3 protein-coding genes and 1 pseudogene are annotated in these 2,494 nt (G+C 49.7%); 3 read left to right on the top strand and 1 reads right to left on the bottom strand.

Features of this window, described 5'->3' with window-relative positions; all coding sequences use genetic code 11:
* The 3 genes and pseudogenes from A3CW_RS0144075 to A3CW_RS52995 form a co-directional block, all read left to right on the top strand.
* A pseudogene (locus tag A3CW_RS0144075) lies at positions 1–385 on the top strand (hypothetical protein); the annotation flags it as partial.
* A 279-nt stretch (positions 386–664) separates the two neighbouring features.
* Complete coding sequence (locus A3CW_RS53000; protein WP_154678239.1) at positions 665–1,444, top strand: hypothetical protein; 780 nt, start codon at positions 665–667, stop codon at positions 1,442–1,444.
* Between the two features lie 25 nt (positions 1,445–1,469).
* A complete protein-coding gene (locus A3CW_RS52995; protein ID WP_154678238.1) occupies positions 1,470–2,207 on the top strand; it encodes a hypothetical protein in 738 nt (245 codons plus the stop codon).
* A gap of 106 nt (positions 2,208–2,313) precedes the next feature.
* Here A3CW_RS52995 and A3CW_RS53755 read toward each other — a convergent pair.
* A partial coding sequence (locus A3CW_RS53755) for a hypothetical protein (protein WP_211254148.1) occupies positions 2,314–2,494 on the bottom strand: 181 nt, incomplete at its 5' end.

Raw genomic sequence — 2,494 nt, 5'->3', positions numbered from 1 at the left:
CCATTGTTCTCATCGCCCTGTTCATCCCTGTCGATCAGAGAGCATCCGCCGGCTGACGCCGACGACGGCCAAAACGAATTGTTCAGGGGCGACTATTGAGCCCTCGCCGCAGATGCTCGCGCTGCTCGCCAAGGGGGCGATTCACCGCGTGCGCTTCCCGTCCGGACACGAAGGCTGGTGGGTCACCGGCTACGATGAGGCGAAGGTCGTGTTGTCTAATGCCACCTTCCGCCCGGCTGGTATGCCGCCGCGGGAATTCACGCCGGATTCGGTGATCCTCGGCTCTCCGGGATGGCCGGTCTCGCTCAATATTGCTGCCGTGATGACAGAAAACCAGTATGTAAATAAACGCCGGTGTCTTGGGTCAAACTATCTCGACAGCTAACATCTAGTATATGATCATAAGTCTCCAGCAAAAAAATAAATGCCAATTGAATTATAATAAGATAAAGTAATAGAATCCCATTTCAGAATGAGAAAAACACTAATAAGTTCGCAAAGAAATACTAAAATCAAGGCGACTCATTTTTTTGAAATCCCCTCCATTTAATAGCATTTCTTGTCCATTTGTTTGGGGTTAAAGGCGCCGTCGCGCCTCGCCACGAGGATTTGGCTGCGATTTTATTTTCAGTCAACCATTAAATTAACGTGGGAGTTTCTTGTTATGTCAAGCCTCGACTTTGCTCAATTTACGACTGTCCCCGGATCGGGTCAGTTTTACTCCCTGACGTCAACCGAACTCGAATCTCGTGAAATTGCCACTGGTTATGCGCAACGTCAGGATGCGAGTGCAATTACGCAAAACACCAGGCGCGGACCAGGTCTGGGTACCATATTGGGAATATTTGATCTTCTTTCAGGCGTGCTGGATCTGACAAGTTCAGCACTATCGTCGCCGAGCCCTGTTCCCCAACGGGTTAAGCACAGAATAACGTTTAAGAACGATGCCGATATAATTTTAGTTCCCGGTCAGGTCAATGTGCCTGCCGGATATGTCTACAACTCGGCACCAAAAATCTTATTCCCGGGGGAGGTGTGTGTTTTTTCGGAAAGTCATTTACCACATCAGACTAGTTCGGAAAGGTTAAGTTTCTCCTTCGGAGCCATCTCCACAGATGAGGATATCCTCCTCCCTCAAACTCCAAGCGGGCAAGCTGACGTATTTCCCTTCGAAGTCCATATAGGTAGAGACGCGAACAATGTCTTTTTTGAGCGCGTGCACGGTTTCGTCGGTGACTCGCACGCCGTCCATAATTTTACAGTCAGAAGGGTTACAGGGGGGGATATGCGAGTGGCGCGATTGGCGTACGTAGGATTTCGGGGGTTTGGCGGGACTACGATGCCTTCTTTCGGTATTGCAGTCGTGCAGACTCTTGTCGCGCTTGCGGCCGGAACCACGATGGGGACACAAGTTACCTTTACTCCCCTGAACTTACGCGCCTAGCATCGAACTGACAAGGAGATGGATCATGAACGATAGTAATGTGTCAGGTAACAATGAGTTACCTGAGACTGAAGGCAGATTTGCTGCAGGGAACAGAGCGGCTGTAGCAGCTGTCGCGCGAGATGCCTGGGCGCTAGTTAACAAATCCAGAATACATGAAAATAGTGATGCTAGGATTTTTGGGACAATCGTAAGTGTTATTACAACGATTATTGGAGTTGTCGGAGCTGTAAAGTCACTTTCCGGAGCCGTTGATGACAGGGCTGCCGCTCTCGATCCGCCGCTAACTGTACGAATAAATTTACGCCTTCAAAATCTTACACCTCATATACTCGTGGTTCACAGTGCAACCTTTTCAACTTCTCGCCTCTGGAACTCACCCACAATTCTGAGTGGAGAGACAGCTGAGTATCCGTTAACAATCGGCCCCGGCATATTGATAGGTGGCAACACTCACCAGATAACATTTCATTTGGTGGACGCAAATAGAGGGATTTCAAGAATTGTGACCTTTGATTTAGGTGGTGCAAATGATGTTCGGGTACTAAGTGCCAATATTGACGGTCGCTTTATTCCAGGCCCACCCACCGTCGATGTGCGCGAGAATCGGCCGATGATCTATCGGCATTCCGGAGTAGTCCTTTATAGCACCTCCGTCTTTGGTATGGTGCCAAGTCAAACGGTCAACATCGATGTTTCCGTACTAGAATCTCCGCCAGTAATCTCACCCTGGAGTGAAAAAGCGGAGGCCCTGCCAAGCTGAACAAAGGTGCATTATGCGGGCACCTTCCGGATCGCAGGCTTATTTTCTATATCTGGCCTGCGAGTCGAGCCGGAGTGCCGATATCGATTCGCAATCGGTTTGATTGCTATGAGATGCGCGCTATTCGCCGAATTGCAGCGTGGCGGTCTTGCGCCGCTCGCGTCGTGGTATTGGCGTTTCCGGCGGGTACATAGAGGGTGTAAAAAGTTTTGTGTAAACGGTCATTTGGCGGGAGACTGCCATCAATAGGAGCATAGATGACCGTAGCGAAACGCAATAAAAGAGAG

The organism is Paraburkholderia nodosa DSM 21604, assembly GCF_000519185.1.
Classification (GTDB): Bacteria; Pseudomonadota; Gammaproteobacteria; order Burkholderiales; family Burkholderiaceae; genus Paraburkholderia; species Paraburkholderia nodosa.
This window is presented reverse-complemented; position numbering and strand designations above follow the sequence as displayed.

Coding starts and splice junctions, on each gene's coding strand:
- A3CW_RS53000 (WP_154678239.1), top strand. CDS start 665: ATGTCAAGCCTCGACTTTGCTCAATTTACGACTGTCCCCGGATCGGGT.
- A3CW_RS52995 (WP_154678238.1), top strand. CDS start 1,470: ATGAACGATAGTAATGTGTCAGGTAACAATGAGTTACCTGAGACTGAA.